Genomic DNA, 19182 nt, shown 5'->3' on the forward strand with positions numbered 1-19182 from the left:
GTGTTACCGGTAGTCCTCACGCTGTGTCGAATCAGTCTGGGATGCGTTCTCGATGCCCAGTGCGTCGCGCAGCTCGGTCTCCCGCTCGGCCATGCCCTCGCGGACCTGGTCGCCGAAGTGCCGGACCGCGGCGGCCAGCTTGGCCGCGGACTCCTGGACACTGTCCGGAGCGAGGAGCTGGGCCCGCTTCTTCAGCCGGGTCACGGCGTACACGCCGACAGCGATCCCGACGATCAGCCAGAAGATCCGCTTCACCGCTTCCGCGCCTTCCGCTCGGCCTTCATCTCTTCCTTGACGCGCCGCGACACGTCCTTGCGCTGCTGCTCACCGAGTGCCCGGCGGACGCCGTAGCTGAACGCGGCCGCCTTCACCAATGGGCCGCCGGCGGTGGCCGAGAAGAGCGACATCAGCGCTGCCGCGTTCGTCGTCACGGTGGTCGCGTTGTCGGTGATCGTGTCGACCTTCGCCAGCTGGGCGTTCGTGGTCGCCACCGTGGTGGTCACCTCGCCGAGCAGCGGGACGCTGGAGTCGGAGACGCCCTTCACCATGATCCGGGTCTCGTCGAACACCTTGCCGAGCTTCAGGATCGGATAGGCCAGCAGGCCCACCAGGATGAGCAGCGCGCAGGCGGCTATCAGCCCCGCGACTTCACCGACGCTCATGGAAACGATCCACCTTCCGTAGCGACCTCATGCGACCTGTCGCGAACTCTGTGCGACTTTGTGGACCGCCCGACCTTATCGCGCGCCCCTGTAGCACTCCGCTCCAGGACACCATCCCTCACATCACAGTCCCTCACCAAACCGCCTCGCGAGGGTCAGGAGGCGCCCCGTTCGCAGGCGATTCCGTCGCCGTTGCGGTCGAGCTCCGGGGTGTAACCGGGATCGCCGCGGTACAGCGGCGCCTTCCCGGCGGCCCGGACCTCGGCGCAGTTCCGGTAGACGACCGCCGGCGTGCTGCTGGGCGTGGTGCTGGGTGTGGTGCTGGGTGTTGCCGACGGTACGGCGGTGCTCGCGGTCGGTGTCGGCGTACTGGGTGACGGGGTCGGCGTGCTGGTCGTCGGGGTCGTTGCCCCCGGCGTCGTCGGTGTCGTCGGTGTCGTCGTCGCCGGGGTGCTCGCTGACGGGGAGGTGGATGACGGGGTGGGTGACGTAGTGCTTGTGGAGGGAGTGCCCGGTGGGGTTCCCGTCGCGGGGTCCGAGGTGGTCGGGTTGCTCGTGCCCGCGCCGGTCAGCGGCGTGTTGGACGTGGAGCCTGCGCTGGTGTGCGGTGCGAGTGGGTTCAACGGCTTTCCGACCGGGAGCGACGGGCGCGTGCTCGAACGCGTCGTACCGTCCGACCGATCGATCGTCGGTCTGAACGAGCTGCCGGCCTGCGGTTCCTGGCCGGTCTCCGAGTGCTGGGACCTGAACGGGAACAGGAACACCGCGGCGGCCAGCACAGCGACCGCTGCCGCGCCTGCACCGAGCTTGAGCACCGGCGGACGCTTGCGAAGATGCCGTGGACCGTTCTGGGGATGGGGCTGCCTCAAAACCAATACCTTCCGCCCCCAGGCCGAGATGCAGCTTACCGACTCGAACCCTTCAATCGAAGCTCACGGTCAGTGCCTGCACGGCTCCGTCCGGCGCCCAGCGCAGCTCCATCGAACCGGTTCCACCACCTGACCAGCGGAAACGCGCCCGCTCGTCGCCGTCCTCGAGCAGCGTCATGGTCTCGAGCAGCGTCATGGTCTCGGCCGGCGGATTCTCCCGGTACGCCGCTGCGATCGCCGTCCGCCCCTCGAACGGCCCGACCGGGACGCCGACGAACCGCATCGTCGCGTCCGCGGCGAACCGATCGGCGAACGTGTCCCAGTCGCCTGTCGTCACCGCCAGGTTGAAGGCGTCGACGTGGTTCGCCGTACGACTCACTTGCGGTCTCGGAGGATCTTGCGGATGGCGGCGACGCGGTCGGCGTACGCCGCTTCGCCGCCGCGGCGGGTGGGTTTGTAGTAATCGGTGCCGTCGATCACGTCCGGGGCGTACTGCTGCGGGAGGACGCCGCGCGGGTCGTCGTGGGAGTACTGGTACGACGACCCGTGGCCGATCTTCTTCGCGCCGGCATAGTGCGCGTCCCGCAGATGCGGCGGGACCGGGCCGACCTTGCCGGCCTTCACGTCCGCGATCGCGGCGTCGACGGCCATGATCACCGCGTTGGACTTCGGCGCCAGCGCGAGCGCGACGACCGCCTGGGCGAGGTTGATCCGCGCCTCCGGCATCCCGATCAGCTGCACCGCCTCGGCGGCCGCGATCGCGACGCCGAGCGCGGTCGGGTCCCCCATACCGATGTCCTCGCTGGCCGAGATCACCAGCCGGCGCGCGATGAAGCGCGGATCCTCGCCCGCCTCGATCATCCGGGCCAGGTAGTGCATCGCCGCGTCGACGTCCGAACCACGGATCGACTTGATCATCGCGGAAGTGACGTCGTAGTGCTGGTCTCCGGCCCGGTCGTACCGCACCGCAGCCCGGTCAACCGCCGTCTCCAGCGTCACCAGATCAATCACCGCCCGAGCCGGCTCAGCTGCCTCGACCGGGTCGGTCGAGTCGGTCGGGTCGGTCGCCGGGGGCTCGGTGGCTTGCTGGTACTTGAGGGCTTGTTCGTGTTTGGCGCGGGCGCCGCCGGCGGCGGCTTCCAGGTAGGTGAGGGCCCGGCGGGCGTCTCCGCCGGCCATGCGGAGCAGGTGATCCCGCGCGTCCGCGGCCAGCTCGAACTCGCCGTTCAGCCCGCGCTCGTCGGCCAGCGCCCGGTCCAGCAGGAGCGCGATGTCGTCGTCGGTCAGCGACTCCAGCGTCAGCAGCAGACTGCGAGAGAGCAGTGGTGAGATGACCGAGAAGAACGGGTTCTCGGTGGTCGCGGCGACCAGGGTCACCCAGCGGTTCTCGACACCCGGCAGGAGCGCGTCCTGCTGAGCCTTCGTGAAGCGGTGCACCTCGTCGATGAACAGTACGGTCTCGACCGCGCCGGTTGCGCGGGACAGATCCCGGCGCGCGGCGTCGATCACCTGCCGTACGTCCTTCACACCGGCGGTGACGGCGGACAGCTCGACGAACCTCCGGTTGGTCTGGTGCGAGACGACGGCCGCGATCGTCGTCTTGCCCGTCCCCGGAGGGCCCCAGAGCAGCAGCGACATCGGCTGGTCGCCCTCCACCAGCCGGCGCAACGGCGAGCCGGGCGCCAGCAGGTGCTGCTGGCCTACCAGCTCGTCCAGACTGCGCGGCCGCATCCGCACCGCCAGCGGAGCCGCGGTGTGGTCCGCGTCCGCCAGACTCCCACCACCACGAGCCGGCGCCGGCGCACCCGAAAGATCGAACAACCCATCACTCACCCGAAGAGCCTATCCGCCCGCACCGACACCCCAAGCACAACCGAGGTGGACCGCTGATTTGCGGAAAGAATTCGGCACCCAGCGCAGCATTCTTTCCGCAAAGGCGGGGAACCGCCGGGTGACTCGCAGTACCCGGCCCGCCGTGGTGGGTGGGTTATCTACTCGGGCCGGGTGGGCGGTTGTGGGAGTTGCGGAGGGCTCGGGCGTCGCGGCCGGTGACCGGCGGTGGTGTGTCGAGGGTGTTGGTGAGGTCGGTGCGGACGGAGCGGAGCTGGGCCTGGGCGGGGTCGAGCCGGGTGGCGACGGCGTGATCGTGGTCCCGCCAGTTGTCGCGGGATTCTTTGAGGTACAGCGCGACCGCGGGCGTCTTCATCAGCACGTCGGCCCACAGCGGGGCACCGGTGAGCTCCACACTCGCGCTGTACGCGAACAACATCGAGAAGTTCCTCGCCTGCCGGGCGAACATCGGGCGCCGGCTGATCGGGGTCTCCTGACGCCGCGCGAGATCGAGCCGGTCGTCCATCAGTCGCTGCCCCTGCCGCACCAGGTCGTCGGCCGCGGCACGCAACGGTTCGCTCACCCGGACCTTTGCGCCCTCCGCGATCACGTCCCGCAGAACGCTCGCTCGCGCCAGCCGGGTCAGCGACTGCGCAAGCCATTCATCGTCCCGCGCGGGCAGCTCCACCCGCCCGCCGTACGCGTCGGCGAAGTCCTTCCGGAGGTCCGCGATGGCCGTGGTCGGCATCGTCCGGCCGTCCATCGCGGCCCGGTTGACGGCCTGGGCGGACGCCTCCTCGAGGCTCAGGCCCCACTGGTTCTCCGGGTCGAGGGCAAGATCGGCCGCCGCCACCAGGATCTGCTCGGCGTCCGTTCCGTCCGGATCCAGGCGTGCGTCGTCCAGGTCGAGCTTGCGCCACCAATACGCCAGCCGGTCCGCCGTACGCCGCTCCTTGTCGGGCGCACCCGCCGGAAACGCCTGCTCGTACCGGTCGAGCGCGAGCAGTGCCTCCGCAGCGAACAGATCCACCACCTGCTGCGCCGCGACGAGCTCGTCCCGGCTCGGCTCCCGCAGCTCGGCCCGCGGGCTCATTGCCTGACGTCCAGCTCGGCCTGTACGCGCTCGACGGCTTCCGCCCGGCGCCGGAGCCGGTCGAACCGCTCGGACTTCTCCGGGTCGGCCGGCTGGTAGTCGGCGTCCTCCGCGGCCTCGGTCGGGATGTACCACCAGCGGTCGGCGTACCAGGTCGGACCGACCTCCATGCCGGCGAGCATCGGCGTCGCCTCGCCGGAGGCCAGCAACTCACGCATGCGTTCTTGTGACAGCTTGTCGTCCGTCATTCACCCGACTCTAGGCCGCCGAGGGGCGAACACGAGGTGCCAGGTGCCGCTGCGCCGGAGCAGCACGATCGTCGGGACCTGCAGTACGACGATCGTCGCGACGGTGATCACCGGGTCGGTGGCCGGTACGACGGAGATCGGCAGGGTATATGCCGCGACGATCCGCATGATCCCGTCGATGATCGTCGCGATCCCCCACCACACCGTGATCCACTTCCACGCGTCCCGGAATCGCGCGTTCGTCTCCCACAGCTGCTCCATCAGCCCCGCCCGCCGCGGCATCATCGCCAGCGTGACGATGTAGGTCAGCGGCTGCGGGTGCCGCAGCGACCACAAGGTGATGCCGGCAAACGGCAGACTGATCCACGCGTTCCGGACGAGCAACAGCCGCGCGTCCCCACCCAGCACGGCGACCACCGAACTCGCCACCATGCTCAGCACGACCGCCATCCCGACCAGGTCCGTACGGCGGGTGCGCACGAGCGACACCGCCGAGCTGATCAGGCCCGGGACGACCCCGACGAGCAGCGCGGTCAGGTCACTCGCGCCGAGCGCTCGCAGACCGTAGAAGAGCGCGAGCGGGACTGCGATGTCGACGACGAGGAGCCGGGGACCTCTGTGCGTACTGGGCATGCCGAGAGCGTCGCCCACCGACCCGCCGCCCGGCATCGAGCCGACGGCTGTTCGCACCTAGACCAAAGTCGGAGTCAGAACCGGAACCGCACGATGCGCGTGGATCGCGTGAAGCCCGGGATGAGGTTCATCAGCCGGTACAGGCGACGTACGGTCACGGGCGCCTTGCTCATCAGCACCGGTGCGTCGTTCATCGGCGCCTCGTCGACGTACTCGAGCCGCGGGTGCCAGTCCGCCAGAGCGGCCGGGTCGTCGAAGCCGGACCGGAACAGCGCGTTGTACCTGCGCCCGACCGGATCCCACTTCGACATGCGCCAGGCGCCGACCGACACCGTGTCGACCTGGATCTGACCGGTGGGAAACGCGTCGACGACGCTGGTCAGCAGCCGACGGATCTCGGTCTCGGTGAGGTAGGGCAGCAAGCCCTCGGCGATCATCAGCCCCGGACGGCCGCGCGGTATGCGTTCCAGCCAGGTCAGGTCGGTGACGCTGGAGTCGATCAAGGTGTAGTGCTCGCGCGGCGGGAGGATCTGCCGGCGCAGTTCGATGACGGACGGGTAGTCCAGGTCGTACCAGTCGACGGTGGCCGGCGGATCGACCCTGTACACCCGGGCGTCGAGACCGCAGCCCAGGTGCAGTACCACCGCATCCGGATGATCGGCGAGGAAGCCGCGCGCCCAGTCGTCGTGCGCCTTGGCGCGCGCCACAGCGGACAGACCGATCTGGCTGGTGCCGAACCTGCGGCTCTCGTACGCCGGATCGAGGCGGCGCATCGCCAGCTCGGCGTAGCTGTCGCCGAGGATCGGGTCCGTCAGCCGATTGTCCAGCGCCTTGGCCCGCAGGACCGGGGCGAGGGTCCGCTGTACTCCGACGAGATCACCGTCTTGCACACCGACGACGGTACTCCCGCCCGGCCGGCTACTTCTTCCGGTCCTCGTCGTCCGCGTCCCGCAGCTCCTCAGGCAGGTCATCAGCCCCACCGTCAGAGTCGTCGTCGGCGTCGCGGAGTTCTTCGGGGAGGTCCTCGTCGTCGGCGTCGCGGAGCTCTTCGGGGAGGTCGTCCTCGTCGAACTCCTCCGGGAGGATCTCCTCGGGCTCGGAGACCGATTCGGGCTTGATCGCGTTCCGCAGCCGGCCGAGGATCCGGTCCGCCTCGGTGCCGAACGGGTTGTCGTTGACCAGGTACGTCCAGGTCGCGGTCGGCCGCGGGATCCCGCTGCTCTCCTCGTTCAGCCCGTCGGAGGTGATCTCCGCCTCCGCGAACGTCTCGGCCGCGTCCTTCCAGGCGTCCTCGATGAGCGTGTCGAACGACGCGATCGCCGACTTGTTGAACTCGTCGATCGGCTTCAGGTGCACGATGCCGCCGGCCAGCGACCGCAGGTGGATGCCCTCCCGCAGGTCCGCCAGGTAGGCCAGGTGGTCGGTCCAGCGGCGGTCCAGGTGGCGCAACGCGATCCGCCGCACCGCGGCCTTCACCACGTCCTCGCCGACCTCGTCGACCAGTTCGTCGTACCGCTCCTTGGCGCGCTCGGCGAGCTCGTCCGCGGCCAGGTCCTCGGTCAGCACCTTCTCGCGGGTCTCGAGCAGGATCGCGCGCTGCTGTCCGGTGAGCCGGTTGTACTGCCACGTCGTACGGTGCAGCTCCGCGTTCGCGCCGTCCGCGACCCGCTGGGCGTGCTCGAGCACACCGACGGACTTACGGTCCGTGAGCCGGCCGGTGTCGTCCGGGTGCGGGCGGAGGCCGGACGAAACGGAGTACCTCGTGACGAGCTCGTCGGCGAGGCTGGCGAAGAACAGCGACCCGCCCGGGTCACCCTGCCGTCCGGCGCGACCGCGCAGCTGGTCGTCCAGCCGCCGCGACGCGTGCAGACCGGTGCCGACGACGTAGAGGCCGCCGAGCTCGATGGCCTTGTCCTTGTCGTGGGTCTCGTCCTTGCCGCCCAGCCGGATGTCGGTACCGCGGCCGGCCATCTGCGTCGACACGGTCACGGTCCCCGGCACACCGGCCTCCGCGATGATCGCCGCCTCCTCGGCGTCGTTCTTCGCGTTCAGTACGACGTGCTCGATCCCGGCCGCCGCGAGCTTGTCGCTGAGCTGCTCGGACTCCTCGACGCTGTGCGTGCCGATCAGGATCGGCCGTCCGGTCTCGTGCACCTCGCCGATGTGCTTGACCAGCGCGTCGTTCTTCTGGTCGACGGTCAGGTACAACCGGTCCTGGTCGTCCTTGCGGATGTTCGGCTTGTTCGGCGGTACGACCGCGACCTCGACGTCGTAGAACTCCTGGAGCGACTCCCCCACGACGACCGCCGTACCGGTCATGCCGCAGAGCGACTTGTACTGCTTGATCAGCGCCTGCACGGTGATGCTGTCGAGCACCTCGCCGGAGTCGCTGACCGGCACGGCCTCCTTCGCCTCGACCGCGGCCTGCAGACCGTCCGGCCAGCGCTGCAGCTTGGCGATCCGGCCGCGGTTGTTGTTGATCAGGCTGACCTTGCCGTCGCGGACCAGGTAGTCGACGTCCTTGCGCAGCAGCACCTCGGCGTGCAGCGCGACGTTGATCTGGGTCAGGGTGTCGAGGTTCTCGTCGTCGTACAGGTTGACGTCCTCGCCGAGCGCCTTCTCGACCTTGTCGGTGCCGCGATCCGTCAGCGCGACCGTCCGGCCGTCGCCGTCGATCTCGTAGTCGACCCCCGCGCGCAGCGTCCGGACGAGCTGGACGACGTCGTCGTCGAGGGCCTCGTTCCGGGTCGCGCCGGCGAGCACCATCGGGACCCGGGCCTCGTCGATCAGGACCGAGTCGGCCTCGTCCACGAGCGCCACGTCCGGCTCGACGGTGACCCGGTCCGCGACATCGGTGACGAGGCGGTCCCGCAGTACGTCGAAACCGATCTCGCTGACCGGGACGTAGCAAACCTCCGCCTGGTACGCCTCGCGGCGCTCCTCCGGCGTCGACGCCTGGCCGACGTGCGACACGGTGACGCCGAGCAACTCGTACACCGGGCCCATCCACTCGGCGTCGCGCTTGGCCAGGTAGTCGTTGACCGCCAGCACATGCACCCTGCGGCCGCCCACGGCGTACCCGGCGGCGGCGATCGCGCCGGCCAGCGTCTTGCCCTCACCGGTCGCCATCTCGACGACCCGGCCCTGCAGCATCGCCAGCGCGCCGACGACCTGGCCGTCGAACGCGCGCTCGCCGATCGCGCGCTTCCCCGCGTCCCGGGCCAGCGCGAGGAACTCGATCTGCTCGTCCTCGTGCAGCCCGCCGGTGGTGCGCAGTTCCGCGACTGCCTCGGTGAGCTCTTCGTCGGTCAGGGAGAGGACCGATTCCTCCGCCTCGCCGACCAGCTGGGTGAGCCGTTCGTACGGGCCGAGATCGATCGAGCCGGGGCGCTGCAGCAGCCGGCGGAAGCGAGAAGCGATTTTCAGGGCCATGATGCAGGCAACGTACAGCCTTGGGCGGTCGTTCCGCAGGTCAGGTCAGGGTGTCCATTGGTAGGGCGTGGTGGTGGTGACCGCGTACAGGCCGAGTTTTTGCAGGATGGGGCGGGAGTCCTCGGAGGCGTCGACGCGGAGGAACTCGTAGCCGCGCTCCTTCGCGAGGCGGGCCCGGTGGGCGAGCAGTGCGCTGTAGATGCCCTGCTGGCGCCACTCCGGCAACGTTCCACCGCCCCACAGGCTCGCGAACCCGGTGCCCGGGTGGAACCGGATCCAGGCGGCCGACACGGCGGGTCCGTCCGGCCCTTTCAGCGCATCCTCGACCAGGAACACCGCCAACCGGTCCGGGAACATCCGCGCCTCCCCCGCGAGCCGCTCGACGATCCGTTCCGGACCGTTGTGCCACAGCGCGTCGGTGAGTACGCCGATGCGCTGGTAGTCGCCCGGCCCGTCGGCCTCCCGCAACCGCACCTTCGACGGCAGCGCGGACGGCCGCTGCAGGATCCGGTCCACCTCGCCGAGGATCAGCGTCTCCGGCTCCTCCTGCGTGAACCCGGCCCGGACCAGCCGCTCACCAAGGTCGGCCGGCTCGTCGTACGCGTACGTCTTCCACTCGAACGGCAGGCCGCGCTCCCGGAAGAACGCCACCTCCTTCGCGATCACCGCGTCCGGGTCGTCGCCCAGCCCGCGCGGTGTCTCGACGAACCCGGCTCCCTCGGCGCCGTCGACGTACGAACGGTGCACCGTGCCGTCAGGGCCGTCGTGCTCCTGCTTCCAGCCGGGGATCGCGTCGGCGTCCGGCAACCGGATCCGGCGGTGGAAAACCTCGAGCAGCTCTTCAGGAGTCATCTGCACATCGTGCCCGATCGACTACCTGAAATCACCGGGCTCGAAAGTAAACCAGTTGGCCACTGGTGTCGTCCAAGTAAGTGTCCTCATAAGGGGGGAACACATCATGAACATCCATCACAAACTCACCAAGACGATCGTCGCCGGCCTCGCAGTCCTCGCAGTCCCCGCCGCCGCGTTCGCCGCGCCGGCGCTGGCCGGATCGTCCACCGCCCCCCGCAGCACCTCGAGCGTCTCGACCGCGTCCTGCCCGCGCGGCTGGGGATCATTGCCCGAGGCAAACAGCCGGATGGTCCAGTCGCCGGTCACCGACATCCGCACCGGCCGGCACGCCTGCTACGACAGGCTCGTCGTCGATCTGGGCGGTCGCTCTTCCGGGTACGACGTCCGGTACGTCGGCACCGTCCACCAGGACGGCTCCGGGTTCGTGGTGCCGCTGCGCGGTGGCGCGAAACTGCAGATCGTCGTCCGCGCGCCGTCGTACGACCTCAACTCCGGCAAGGCGACGTACACGCCGAAGAACTCCAAGGAGCTGACCAACGTGGCCGGCTACCGCACGTTCCGGCAGCTAGCGTTCGCCGGCAGCTTCGAGGGTCAGACGACGATCGGTCTGGGCGTCCGCGCCCGGCTCCCGTTCCGCGTCTTCACCCTTGCGGGACCGGGCTCGAACTCCCGACTGGTGATCGACGTCGCTCACCACTGGTAAGCCCCCACAAAAGCGGCCGCCCGTTCCCCGCGGGCGGCCGCGCCCTGTGTCTGACTACAGCACCCTGTTGAGCAGGTCGTAGAAGCTGTTCGCCAGGATCACCTCGTACGGGTCGCTGAGCAGCGCTCCGAGTTCGGCCATGTCGGACGGCGACCACGACCAGGCGCCGATCAGACCCGACACGAACAACGGGCTCGCACCGTCCCAGTTCGCGATCCGCTGGTCCAGTGCGGCCTTGAACTCGGCCGCCTTACCGGGTGCGCCCCAGGCGCCGGTGATCGGCAGACCACCTTGGCGGACGGTGAGCGGGTCGCCGTCCCAGGTCTGCATGATCCCCTTGGTCGGCGTGTACTCGGCGTACCCCGAAGCGATGTCCTCCGACAGCAGGATCCACTTGCCGTCCTGCCGGCCGCTGTATGCGTACACGACGTCCAGTCCGGTGCGGCTCATGAAGCCGCCGGTCATCTTCAGGTACTGCGTCAGCTCGTCGGGCTTCCACGAGGCTGGGTACGTGTACCCGCCGCCGGACGGGCCGCAGACCAGGAGGTCGTTCGCGGTCGCGGTGCGCTGGAAGTAGCTGTACAGACCTGGGCCCGTCTCGGCGAGCAGCGGGCTGATGGTCCAGTTGGTCGGCACCTGGCCGCGTTTCGGGTCGTCCCAGATCTCCCGCAGCCGGCGCTGGCAGTACTGGATGTTGTCGCCTTCGCCGAAGGTCAGGGTCACGTAGACCTTGTTCTTCGGCTTGTCGATCCGCCGTACCGGCCGGGGCTTGTCGGAGATCGGCGCGGTGAAGCCGGCGTGCACCGTGCCGTTCATGTAGAAGTCGGCCGCGACGACAGGCGAGCCGCCCTTGCTCGCGAGGTCGACGCCGTCCCACTCACCGGAGACGTCGTTCGCGAACCAGCCCATGTACGGCGCCAGCGTCGGGTACTTCGCGTAGTGCTCGATGAGCAGGTCCCCCGTCGCGCCACCGGGTGGTAGCCAGCTCACCAGGGCCTTGGTGGCCACCACGTAGTCACGGAAGTACGGGAACGGCTCGATCCGGGTCGGCGACGTGTCGGTCGCGGAGACCAGGTACTGGTTCCACATCTCCACGGTCACGACGAGGGACGTCGTACCCGCCGGCGGTTGGAAGCGGTAGATCCAGTAGTTGCCGCCGTCGGCGAAGCGGTTGCCCTCACCGCCGATCGAGGAGTGCGAGCCGTCGAACAGGTACGGCGCTTCCTCCGGGCTGTTCGGTTCGAACCGGGCGATCTCGGCGCCGTTCGCCGTCACCACCACGTGCAGGATCGACGCGCCCCAGCCGTCGTCGGTGAACGAGTCCGCGAACCGGACGTACACGGCCTCCTTGCCGAGCTTGGACGACACGTCCAGGTTGTAGGTACCGCGGTTCGACGAGTCGCGGATCTGCTGGGTCTCGCGGGCGATCTCCTGCCATTGGACGCCCTCGACGTCGACCACGCGGGTCGGCGGGAGGCCGGCGAGCAGCTTGTGGGTGACCTTGGGGAACAGGTTGTCCAGCTGCCAGCGGTACGTCTTCACGCGGTCGTCGTCGAACATCCCGCGCAGGTCCTTCACGATCCTGAGACCGTGCGCCTTCGCCTGATCGGCGTCGGCGACGACCGCGTTCTCGAGTCCGGCGAGCGTCGTCGCCACGTTCAGCGAGTCCGGTACGGCGGGGTCGTGCACGACCCCGCCGCGGATCCGGCCGCGGTACTTGGCGACCAGGTCCAACGGGTTCTTGTACAGCTTGGTCGGCAGGTGCATGTCGGCCAGCCATTTGGCGTCCGGCACGCTCACCGTGCCGGTGTCGTAGAGGAAGTACAACTCCGGCTCAGTACGGTTGACGATGCCTTGCAACGTTGTCAGCAGGGTCTGGTCTCCCCCGCTGAGCTTGCTCACATCGCCGTAATCCAGGTGTCTCGGGCGGTTGAACACCGGCAGCAGCCGAGCGGGGCTGCCGGACGTCGATGAAACTGCAGCCTGCGCTGTCGTCATGAGCCCCGGAACCAGGCCGAGACCACCCGCCGTCACCGCACCGCTGCCCGCCAGGAACGCACGCCTCGAAACCATCGCGACCACTCCCTGAGGTTGACATCGATGTCAAATCAGCCCGGAATCTAGCAACGCCAGGAGAGCGTGTACATACCTCACTACAACGTTGACCCGACTTTCTTGGAATCGTTTCCGCCAAGTCGCGATCAGGACCGGGGACAGGCAATGGTGTCTGGGGACAGGTCATAGCCTGTCCCCAGACACCATTGGGTGGTTCCAGCTGCGGTCAGCGGCCGGTGGCGGTGCGGCCGCCGCGGGCTTCGATCGCCTCGGGAAGGGTGGACTCGGGCAGGCCGACGAGTTCGGCGACCTGGGTGAGACGACCTTCGAGCTGGTCGCCCAGCGGTGCGGATCCCAGCCGGTCGGTGGTGGCCGGGTCGTCGATCCGATGCAGCCGGACGTGGATGCCGCCGCGGGTCTCTTCGGTGACGTCGGCGGCCGGGACGCGCGCGGTGAACTCGTAGATCTCCCGAGGCGTCACGTTGTGCCCGCGCAGTTCTTCCGGGCCGTCGAGGCTCGGGAACGAACGCTGCGTGGCCGGGTCCGTGACGGTGCCGGCGTGCAGCAGCCGGTCGTCGTACGTGACCTCGTACGCGTTGGCGCCGTGGAAGGTCGTCGACTGGGCCAGCGGGCCGTCCACCAGGTGGCTCTCGACGACCGTGAGTCGATTGCCACGCACCCGGATCCGGAGGCGTACGTATTGCTCCTGCGGGTCCCCGGTCTGACGCGGTTGCGCAGCCTGCTGATCCGGCCACTCACCTGCGGGTTGTTGCGTCCGTCCCGCGGCATCCGGGTCGAAGGCGGGTTTCGCGGACCGGGTCGGGTCCGGACGGGCCTGGTCGCCCTTCACCGGACCGGCGTACGGCGGTACGGCGGCGTGCCGGCGGCGGACCTCTCCGGCCGGTGGCTTCGACGGCCGGCGATTCCGGGTGGCAGAACGCTCCGTGCCTTTGGGTTGCTTCATCGTCGGCTCCCTTACCAGTTCCGGCCGTGGCGGTAGTTGTGGATCCAGCGGTAGTAGATGCGGTCGAGCGTGATGCCCCGCCGCCCGTTGATGACGCCGAACCAGTCGGTGTTGTGCACGTACAGCTGCGGCCGGCCGCTGCGTCCGGTCATCCGGGCCGGCTCGAACCGGTCGACCGAGCCAAGGTTCCACTCGCCGACCCAGTCGCCCACGTAGTCGGCCTTCAGTTCGATCCCCGAGCTGAGCATCCTCCCGAGATACTCGGTCGACCAGTCCTGGTCGTTCCATGCCCACAGGTCGCAGCGCCCGGAGCCGTCGATGTCGGCCGCGAAGAACTCGTCGTGCCGCGCCAGGCCGTCCCAGCCCGGTACGTCGCCGTCGTACCGGTGGACGTACGCGAGCCCGGACCCGGTCGACCGGAACATGCCGAGGTACGGCATCGACCAGTCCTCGCCGTTGAACACGAACACGTCGCACTTGCCGTCGCCGTCGAAGTCGCCGAGGATCAGCCGGTCGTGCTGCGCGAGCCCGCCCCAGCCCGGGATGTCGCCGTCGTAGCGCTGCATCATCGTGTACCCGCCGGCGTTCGCGCGGAACAGGCCGGCGTACGCCATCGACCAGTCGTCGCCGTTGAAGACGACAAGGTCGTCGGTGCCGTTGCCGGTCAGGTCGCCGACGAAGAACTCGTCGTGCCGGGCCAGTCCGCCCCAGCCCGGGATGTCGCCGTCGTAGCGCTGGCTGACCCAGAAGCCGGTGCCGGTCGAGCGCAGCAGGCCGACGTACGGCATCGACCAGTCGTCGGTGTTCACGACGACCAGGTCGTCCCTGCCGTCGCCGTTCAGGTCGGCGACCAGGAAGCGGTCGTGGGCCGCGAAGCCACCCCAGCCGGGGATGTCGCCGTCGTACCGCGCGACCAGCCGGAGACCACCAGCGCCGTCCGACTTCAGCAGGCCGAGGTACGGCATCACCCAGTCGGTACCGTTGAAGATCGCCACCTCGTCGGTGCCGTCGCCGTCGAAGTCGCCGACGTACACCTGGTCGTTCGGCATGAACTGCCACGACCCCGGGACCCGTTCGACGGCGCTGAAGCTGTGCTCGAGCGCCGTACCATCGGCCCGGAACAGCTGGATCGACGTGCCGTGGTGCAGCAGCAGATCGCTGCGGCCGGTGCCGTAGAAGCGCCCGGCGTAGGCGTTGCGGAAGGTGTGCTCGGTCTCGTGGTCGCGGGCGGTCTTGATCGACGTGTAGCAGACCGGGCAGTACGGCGGTGTGTTGCCCTTCATCCTGCAGTTCTCGACAGGGCGGTACAGGCCGGTGTTCGCCGTACCGCCGCCCTCGAACAGGCCGACGTCGGTGTTGCTGTTCCAGTCGGCCGGTCGCGGGCCGTTGTTGTAGTCGGCGGCCGAGCCGATGCCGGTCGGCAGCGGCGTGGCCGGTGCGATCAGGTGTGCCCACTTCGTGGTGGCACGGTCGGTGATCGTGGTGAGGTTGATCCAGCCCTGCTCGCCACCGGTGTACGCCCCGCCGGCCGAGTACTCGTCGGCGAAGCCGCCGATGCCGTGGCCGAACTCGTGCGCGATGACGGTCCAGTTCACGCCCATCGGCACGTGCGCCCGGCCGCCGCCCCCGCAGCCGCCGTAGTTCGGGTTGTTGAGTACGACGAGCAGCTCGTTCCAGTCCGGCACCCACTTGTTCAGCGCGGCCTGGATCCGGGCCTCGGTGTCCGGCCCGTACTCGAGCCAGCAGTGCGCCCAGGAGCCGCTGAAGATCATGCCGAGCGCCGTGTCGTGGATCGTCTCCGACGAGACGGTGTCGTCCGACGAGTCGGTCGGCGTCCCGTGCTCGTCGTACGTCCGGACGCTGACTCCCGAGTCGACGGAGTCCAGATTCACCCGGTAGATGTTGTACGCCGACGCGTCCTCACTGAAGTAGTCGTGCCCGAAGACGCCGTCGATCAGCGTCGTCTGGACCCAGCTGTTGTACGCGACCTGATCCACCGCGGTGAACCCGTCACCGAGCACCGCGATGTTCCTCTTCGTTCCAGGTGGCCCTGCCTTACGCAGCACAGTCATGCTGTCAGCCATTGCTCCCCCTTACGCCCCGGCGCCCCCAACGAACACCCCACTACCAAGGCGGAGCCCGCAGTGGTGCCGGTGATACAGGATTGGCCGATGCGGCGTCAGGCTCTGCGGCGGGGAAAGCGCGAGCGGAAGGTGCCGTCGTACTCGAGGTGGACGTAGCCGGAGGAGTGGACGGTTACGGCGAAGAAGGCGACGAGGAGGAAGACGATGCCGGCGGTCATGGTGATGTGCCAGAAGGCTGCTGTGAGGCCGACGAAGGCGGAGGCTTGGGCGATCGCCTTCGCTACGCCGACCAGCCGCGAACTGGTCACACGGTGACGGAACGCTTCTTGGCGGTTCAGGAGCAGGAGCGCGGCGAGCAACGGGATCGAGACGGCGAACGCGATCACGCAGATCTTCGCTGTCAGGTCGAGCGGCGAGACAGTCAGGAACGGCTGCACCACCACCAGCCCGGCAGCAGCCAGCCCGCCGTACATCAGATTCGACTGCCGAATCCACTCCTCCTGTACTGCGGGATCCGCTTTCGCGTCCTCCACGTCCGCCTGGATCTGCTCGGCTTGCGCCTCGGCTGCCTCGCGGGCCGCCTGCTCGATCCGGTGGTCCTCGTCCTCGTTCATACGCACATCTTCCCGGAGCCGCGGGCAGTCAGCGCACCATGGCCCGCTGATAGCGGCGGCGATACCAGCGTTGGGCAACGAGAACTGCAGGGAAGGCCAACCGCCACAAACCTCGGCCGGGCCGTGTCATGGACCGTATCGTCAGCCACACCACCCCCTCGGGTGAGCGGTGCACGACGAACGCTTCCTCACCCGAGACGGGGTGGCCGTGGCGCGTGCCGTAAGCAAAGCCATGCCGGTCAGGCCGAGCGACCACGGCGACAACCCGAACCGGCTCTCTCAGGGTGTACGGACCGAGCGCTGCGAGCAGTGTGTAGTCCTGTTCTTCCCGAACATCGACAGCGGGTTGGACGGAAAAACCGCTGCGGGTCTTGATGGTCCACTGCCCCATGGCAGCCGTCGCAACGTCCCAACACTCCAGCCCCTGTCCGATGCGGGTCGTCCGCTCGACGCATCGATAGCCACGCGGAACGACGGTCCAGACGGGGTCAGCAACGCACGTCGCCCCGACGGCCGCGTACGTCAGGCCTGTTGTCACAACCCCAAATTACGTGGCTGGCGGGAGCGCGGCGAGACATAGTAAGCGGGTGCGGTACTACTACGCGGAGCATCAGGCGGCCTACCGGCGGCTCGGGCGGGGAGGTATGACGCAGTGGAACGAGCTCTTCGGTGAGAGTTGGACGTTCGACGACTTTCCTAACCGGGCGTTCCTCGAAAGCGTTCTCGATCGGCTGCCCGCTTCGGGTGAGGTGCTGGAGTACGGATGTGGCACCGGGCCGGCCGCGTGCTTTCTTGCGGCGCGTGGTTTCCGCGTCGACGCGATCGACCTGATCCCGGAAGCGATTGCCCTCGCCCGCCGGTTCGCGCGGCGGCGAGGGGTGACCGTCAACTTCAGCGTGCAGGACATGTGCGCGATGCCGGCCGGGAGCAAGCAGTACGACGTGATTCTCGACAGCTACTGCCTCCAGTCGATCGTCACGGACCCCGACCGTGCCAACGTCCTCGCCGCCGTACGGGACCGCCTGAAACCCAACGGCCACTACATCCTCTCCACGGCCATGTACGACCCGGACCGCGTCTACGAGGGCGACTTCCGGTACGACGCCCTCACCGGCATCTGCTACGAAAGAACCACCGGCCCAGCGGACGACGCCGTACAACTCGACAACACGTGGTACCTCCCCCACCGACGTCACCTGCGTCCGGAAGCGCTCCGTGCTGAGCTGGAGCGCGCCGGGCTGCGCGTCATCTCACAGGACGGCGGCAACGTCATCTCAGTCGGAGCGTGCCCATCAGAAGCCCACCAACAGCCCACGCGGTGAGTACGGGAAGACCTGCGGTCATCGGAGCAAGCTCTTCGACCACGCGAGGGTTTGCGACCAGTGGTGCGAGGATCGGCGGAAGGTAGAGCAGGCCGAGCACGCTACCGATCGCGACCGCCGAGTCGTGTACGACGGCGGCCACTCCGACGCTGAGGACCGCGATGAGGACCAGGTACGTGACCGCTCGGGCCGCGGCGGGTAGTTCGAGGCCTTCGGCAAGACCGACCAGAGACATCGCAGTCCCGAACACCGCAACCACAACCGCGACTACCAGTGCCTTTGCTGCCATCACGGTCGCCCGGCTGGGCACTGCAGCAAGCGTCGTATGGATGAGGCCGGTGCTGTACTCGCCACTGACCACAAGCACGCCCAGCACTGCCACAGGTGCCTGCCCGGCGTACACGCCGCTGAGCAGGACCTTGGTGCCACAGGTAGTGGCAGCCGCGCAGACAGCAGCACTCAGGGCAACAGTGACGATCACAGTGACCAGAAGCAGCCACGCCGCGCCAGGCGTCGTACGCAACTTGGTCCACTCGGCTCTCACACATCCCTCCGGCGAAGTAGTACTGCGGCAACCGCCAGAGCAACAGCGGTGTATCCACACAGCACAGCCAAACCAGCCCACGGCGCCAACGGGTAATAGCCATTTGCCGGCGTGTAGACGCTGTCGACCTGGGGGTAGCGAGTCAACGTCTGCTGTACGGCGAATGCAGCGGCCGGAGTGACACGTGTCATCCACTGCGCCACCGACGGCGGCAGGAACGGCGTAAGCGCCAGGAGGTACGGCAGCACGGTCACAACGACCACGGTGGTGACGGCTGTCGCACTGCGCCGCAGAATGACGCCAACACTCAATGCCAGAACAGCCGTGATGGCTAGTACTGCCGCCGTGCCGACCTCAGCCCGAAGCAGTGCCAGCGGACCGGCTGGAAACACGTAAGCACCGAGGCTGCGAACCACCCGCAACCACAGCGGTACTGCGAGGGCACTGGCCAAGATAGCCGCTGCGAACGTCGCACCGGCGAGCACCGCGGCCTTCGCCAGCAGCACGCGGACTCGGCCTGTGCCGGCGCTCAAGCTCAGCCTGATCACCCCGTACCGATACTCCGTCGTGACCATCAGGGTGCCCACGACAACGATCACGATCAGGGCCGGGAAAGTACCGAAGAGCAGGTCGCCGACGGCAACTCCCACCGGTACGTCGCTACGGGTCGCAGGGCCGAGATCACCGCGACCCGTCATTGTGAAGCCTGCATCTGAAGAGACAACGCTCCCAGCCCAGTCGGCGACCGGCCAAGCGCCAGCCAGCTCCGGGCGGCTGAACACCGCGGTCGCAGTGTCATCGGCGATAGCGATACCCCTGATCCGAGACGGGCACGCAACGAACAGCCCTGCCTGCGCAGGGCCGCTCAACTGCACCTTGTCGACCACTGTCCACCGAGAGCCGTCCGCCGACGCCTCACCGGTCACCGTGCCTCCGGAACGCGTCAGCCGCAACCAACGCACCGCCGGACCGGCCTTGTCGTACAGGTAGTCGTGCTGCATCCGTACGCCGTGCCCGCCGGTGACCATGATCGCCGCGTACCGCGACCCCGCCCTGACCATCAGCCCGGCCTTCGCCCACGGCCCGTCCTGCTCGGAGGACAGCTTGCTGACGGCAACGGTGATCTGACCGTCTCCGGTCAACGGCCGGTGCACGAAGGAGTAGGAGTTGTTGACCGGCTGGCCATCAGGCCCTGTCACGGGAGACGGCTCGTCACCCGGCCCGCCGCCAAGACCGGTCACAGGGAACAGCAGGATCAACAGAGCCGCCATGAC

20 protein-coding genes are annotated in these 19182 nt (G+C 68.4%); 2 read left to right on the forward strand and 18 right to left on the reverse strand.

What is annotated here, in order from left to right:
- Nucleotides 1-3: 3 nt before the first annotated feature.
- The 11 genes from EV647_RS21825 to EV647_RS21875 all read right to left on the reverse strand — a co-directional run bounded on the left by EV647_RS21825 (nucleotide 4) and on the right by EV647_RS21875 (nucleotide 9619).
- Nucleotides 4-255, reverse strand: coding sequence for a DUF6167 family protein (locus EV647_RS21825; RefSeq protein ID WP_134005650.1), 252 nt, complete (start codon nucleotides 253-255; stop codon nucleotides 4-6).
- On the reverse strand, nucleotides 252-662 hold the full coding sequence (locus EV647_RS21830) for a DUF948 domain-containing protein (protein ID WP_134005652.1): 411 nt from the start codon (nucleotides 660-662) through the stop codon (nucleotides 252-254). The genes EV647_RS21825 and EV647_RS21830 overlap by 4 nt, the downstream gene beginning before the upstream one ends.
- Before the next feature lie 155 nt (nucleotides 663-817).
- On the reverse strand, nucleotides 818-1477 hold the full coding sequence (locus EV647_RS42610; protein ID WP_238177328.1) for an excalibur calcium-binding domain-containing protein: 660 nt from the start codon (nucleotides 1475-1477) through the stop codon (nucleotides 818-820).
- A gap of 106 nt (nucleotides 1478-1583) precedes the next feature.
- Complete coding sequence (locus EV647_RS21840) at nucleotides 1584-1910, reverse strand: nuclear transport factor 2 family protein (RefSeq protein WP_134005654.1); 327 nt, start codon at nucleotides 1908-1910, stop codon at nucleotides 1584-1586.
- Nucleotides 1907-3364: a replication-associated recombination protein A gene (locus EV647_RS21845; protein WP_202876260.1), complete on the reverse strand. Its 1458-nt coding sequence runs from the start codon at nucleotides 3362-3364 to the stop codon at nucleotides 1907-1909. Before EV647_RS21845 ends, EV647_RS21840 begins: the two co-directional genes overlap by 4 nt.
- 154 nt (nucleotides 3365-3518) lie before the next feature.
- Nucleotides 3519-4454, reverse strand: a complete 936-nt coding sequence (locus EV647_RS21850) for a hypothetical protein (protein WP_134005656.1) — start codon at nucleotides 4452-4454, stop codon at nucleotides 3519-3521.
- Nucleotides 4451-4702 (reverse strand): hypothetical protein, encoded by a 252-nt coding sequence (locus tag EV647_RS21855; protein WP_134005658.1) that lies wholly within the window; start codon nucleotides 4700-4702, stop codon nucleotides 4451-4453. The genes EV647_RS21850 and EV647_RS21855 overlap by 4 nt, the downstream gene beginning before the upstream one ends.
- A complete protein-coding gene (locus EV647_RS21860) occupies nucleotides 4703-5392 on the reverse strand; it encodes a VC0807 family protein (protein ID WP_134005660.1) in 690 nt (229 codons plus the stop codon).
- A 17-nt stretch (nucleotides 5393-5409) separates the two neighbouring features.
- Entirely contained in the window at nucleotides 5410-6225 is an 816-nt protein-coding gene (locus EV647_RS21865; RefSeq protein WP_134005662.1) for a class I SAM-dependent methyltransferase, read from the reverse strand.
- A 28-nt stretch (nucleotides 6226-6253) separates the two neighbouring features.
- Nucleotides 6254-8767 carry an accessory Sec system translocase SecA2 gene (secA2, locus tag EV647_RS21870; protein ID WP_134005664.1) on the reverse strand — a complete coding sequence of 838 codons (2514 nt, stop codon included), beginning with the start codon at nucleotides 8765-8767 and terminating at the stop codon, nucleotides 6254-6256.
- A 45-nt stretch (nucleotides 8768-8812) separates the two neighbouring features.
- Nucleotides 8813-9619, reverse strand: a complete 807-nt coding sequence (locus tag EV647_RS21875) for a GNAT family N-acetyltransferase (protein ID WP_134005666.1) — start codon at nucleotides 9617-9619, stop codon at nucleotides 8813-8815.
- A gap of 106 nt (nucleotides 9620-9725) precedes the next feature.
- Between EV647_RS21875 and EV647_RS21880 the strand changes: the two genes are divergently transcribed.
- Nucleotides 9726-10325 carry a hypothetical protein gene (locus EV647_RS21880; protein WP_202876261.1) on the forward strand — a complete coding sequence of 200 codons (600 nt, stop codon included), beginning with the start codon at nucleotides 9726-9728 and terminating at the stop codon, nucleotides 10323-10325.
- Between the two features lie 54 nt (nucleotides 10326-10379).
- Here EV647_RS21880 and EV647_RS21885 read toward each other — a convergent pair whose 3' ends face one another.
- From EV647_RS21885 to EV647_RS21905, 5 genes are all read right to left on the reverse strand, one after another.
- On the reverse strand, nucleotides 10380-12398 hold the full coding sequence (locus EV647_RS21885) for a GxGYxYP domain-containing protein (RefSeq protein WP_134005668.1): 2019 nt from the start codon (nucleotides 12396-12398) through the stop codon (nucleotides 10380-10382).
- Between the two features lie 208 nt (nucleotides 12399-12606).
- A complete protein-coding gene (locus tag EV647_RS21890; protein WP_134005670.1) occupies nucleotides 12607-13344 on the reverse strand; it encodes a hypothetical protein in 738 nt (245 codons plus the stop codon).
- A gap of 11 nt (nucleotides 13345-13355) precedes the next feature.
- The gene (locus EV647_RS21895; RefSeq protein ID WP_134005672.1) at nucleotides 13356-15428 is read right to left on the reverse strand and encodes a M64 family metallopeptidase; all 2073 of its coding nucleotides are present in this window, start codon (nucleotides 15426-15428) and stop codon (nucleotides 13356-13358) included.
- A gap of 95 nt (nucleotides 15429-15523) precedes the next feature.
- Complete coding sequence (locus EV647_RS21900) at nucleotides 15524-16042, reverse strand: hypothetical protein (RefSeq protein WP_134005674.1); 519 nt, start codon at nucleotides 16040-16042, stop codon at nucleotides 15524-15526.
- Nucleotides 16043-16070: 28 nt separating this feature from the next.
- Nucleotides 16071-16580, reverse strand: coding sequence for a DUF1990 family protein (locus EV647_RS21905; protein WP_202876262.1), 510 nt, complete (start codon nucleotides 16578-16580; stop codon nucleotides 16071-16073).
- Nucleotides 16581-16629: 49 nt separating this feature from the next.
- On the opposite strand from EV647_RS21905, the gene EV647_RS21910 reads away from it, so the two are divergent.
- The gene (locus EV647_RS21910; protein WP_134005676.1) at nucleotides 16630-17364 is read left to right on the forward strand and encodes a bifunctional 2-polyprenyl-6-hydroxyphenol methylase/3-demethylubiquinol 3-O-methyltransferase UbiG; all 735 of its coding nucleotides are present in this window, start codon (nucleotides 16630-16632) and stop codon (nucleotides 17362-17364) included.
- Here EV647_RS21910 and EV647_RS21915 read toward each other — a convergent pair.
- Complete coding sequence (locus EV647_RS21915) at nucleotides 17312-17908, reverse strand: ABC transporter permease (protein ID WP_134005678.1); 597 nt, start codon at nucleotides 17906-17908, stop codon at nucleotides 17312-17314. The genes EV647_RS21910 and EV647_RS21915 overlap by 53 nt on opposite strands.
- The gene (locus EV647_RS21920; RefSeq protein ID WP_134005680.1) at nucleotides 17905-19179 is read right to left on the reverse strand and encodes an ABC transporter permease subunit; all 1275 of its coding nucleotides are present in this window, start codon (nucleotides 19177-19179) and stop codon (nucleotides 17905-17907) included. The genes EV647_RS21915 and EV647_RS21920 overlap by 4 nt, the downstream gene beginning before the upstream one ends.
- Between the last annotated feature and the right edge of the window lie 3 nt (nucleotides 19180-19182).

Source organism: Kribbella sp. VKM Ac-2566 (genome assembly GCF_004366005.1).
Taxonomy (GTDB): Bacteria; Actinomycetota; Actinomycetes; order Propionibacteriales; family Kribbellaceae; genus Kribbella; species Kribbella pratensis.